1 protein-coding gene is annotated in these 1,404 nt (G+C 67.0%); it reads left to right on the top strand.

Going from position 1 to position 1,404, the window contains the following annotated elements:
* Window positions 1–306: 306 nt before the first annotated feature.
* Window positions 307–1,377: an IS110 family RNA-guided transposase gene (locus CHB84_RS22155; RefSeq protein ID WP_089303575.1), complete on the top strand. Its 1,071-nt coding sequence runs from the start codon at window positions 307–309 to the stop codon at window positions 1,375–1,377.
* Window positions 1,378–1,404: the final 27 nt, after the last annotated feature.

Raw genomic sequence — 1,404 nt, forward strand, 5'->3', positions numbered from 1 at the left:
TGTGAGTCTTCAGGTGGCTGGTCTGGGACTGGCTGGCAGGGTGAGCGTCGTGTCGCTCCGCGCCCTGGTCGTGACTCTTACAACTATTCGCCCCTTTGGTGCGTTTCGGTGGACTCGTCCGGCCCGGGGCGGGGTGGCCGGCGCTGACCCGGCCCACTCCGATGGCTTGATCAGAAGACTGTCCGTTCCCGCCGCATCGACGGGCCCGTGACTCATCACAGTGCTGTCCCGAAGTGACTTCCATCCAGGCCTGCGCCGGCCGTAGCGGCCGCTCATCATCCCGATCTGGAAGGAATCACGGCCACCATGGCTATCGTCGCGCAAGCCCATCCGTTCGTCATCGGCGTGGATACCCACGCCCGCACCCACACCTACGCGGTTCTATCCGCGACTACCGGCGAACTGCTCGCCGCCGAGGAGTTCCCAACGACGCCGGCCAGCATGAAGCGTGCCGTCAGTTGGGCGGCCCGTCGCACCGGTGGAGACCTGGCCACATTGTGGGTCATCGAATGCGTCGCCACCTTCGGTGCCCGGCTCGCTCGAGTGGTGGCCGATGCCGGCTACCAGGTGGCCGAGGCTGCCCGGATGGATGCGAAAGCTCACCGCAACGTCGGGAAGTCCGACCCACTCGACGCGCACCGCATCGCTGCCGCGGTCCTGCCCCTCAGCACCGACCAGTTGCGCTGTCCCCGCGCTGACGACGGCATCCGTGCCGCGCTACGAACTCTGACCACTGCGCGGGAGCACATGGGCACCGAGCGCACCGCATGCATCAACGCGCTGACCGCATTGCTCCGCGCGGCCGATCTCGGTCTCGATGCCCGCAAGCCGCTGACCGGCAGCCAGATCACCGAGGTCGCTGCCTGGCGCAGCCGCACCGAACATCTCGCCGTCTCGGTCGCACGGACCGAAGCCGTCCGACTGGCCAAGCGGATCCGTGCCCTCGACGACGAACTCGCGGACAACCACTCGCAACTCACGACGCTGATCCAGCAGAGCAAGGCCGCGCCGCTGCTGAACACGACCGGCATCGGGCCCGTGACCGCCGCAGTCGCCTACGCCGCTTGGTCCCATCCCGGACGAGTGCGTAGCGAAGCCGCCTTCGCCGTACTCGCCGGCGTCAACCCCATTCCGGCCTCCTCAGGAAACACCACCCGTCACCGGCTCAACCGCGGCGGCGACCGCAGACTCAATCGAGCATTCCACATGGCCACCATCACCCGCATGGCACGAGATCCCGAGACCCGCGCCTACGTCGAGAAGCGACGCGCTGAAGGACGCACCACCAAAGAAATCCGACGATCTCTCAAGCGCTACCTCGCACGCCAGATCTACCGAAAGCTCGAAGCCCTCCACGCCCAGCCCGCCCCGGCTTGACAGACATAGAAGAGTCCACCGGCCCCA

It is taken from the genome of Haloechinothrix alba, assembly GCF_900188115.1.
In the GTDB taxonomy this organism is placed as follows: domain Bacteria; phylum Actinomycetota; class Actinomycetes; order Mycobacteriales; family Pseudonocardiaceae; genus Haloechinothrix; species Haloechinothrix alba.

What these genes read in the sequence shown, in the direction of transcription:
- CHB84_RS22155 (WP_089303575.1), top strand. Translation starts at nt 307, where the DNA reads ATGGCTATCGTCGCGCAAGCCCATCCGTTCGTCATCGGCGTGGATACC.